Below are 379 nucleotides of genomic sequence, written 5' to 3' on the forward strand. Positions count from 1 at the left end.
CTATTGGGATGCCTAGCACGTTGTAGCCGAAAGCCCAGAACAGATTTTGTTTGATGTTGCGGATTGTGCGCTTGCTTAAGTTTACCGCCGTCGGCACGTCTAGCAAGTCGGAGCGCATAAGGACGATGCCGGCGGATTCCATCGCCACGTCCGTCCCGCTTCCGATGGCGATTCCTATGTCCGCCTGCGCCAGCGCCGGAGCGTCGTTGATGCCGTCGCCCACCATGGCGACTTTTTTGCCTTCGGCCTGCAGCTTCTTCACTTCGGCGGACTTGTCCTGCGGCAGAACTTCCGCGAGTACGCGGTCAATACCGACCTGTTTGGCGATTGCGGCGGCAGTTTTCACGTTGTCCCCGGTGATCATGACCGACTCTATTCC

At 58.3% G+C, this 379-nt stretch carries 1 protein-coding gene; it reads right to left on the minus strand.

All coding sequences use genetic code 11. The annotated features are described in order from the left end of the window. On the minus strand, positions 1–379 hold a 379-nt coding region (locus ACYVTD_RS17815), incomplete at both ends, for an HAD-IC family P-type ATPase (RefSeq protein WP_461248952.1).

The organism is Treponema sp. R6D11 (genome assembly GCF_054786075.1).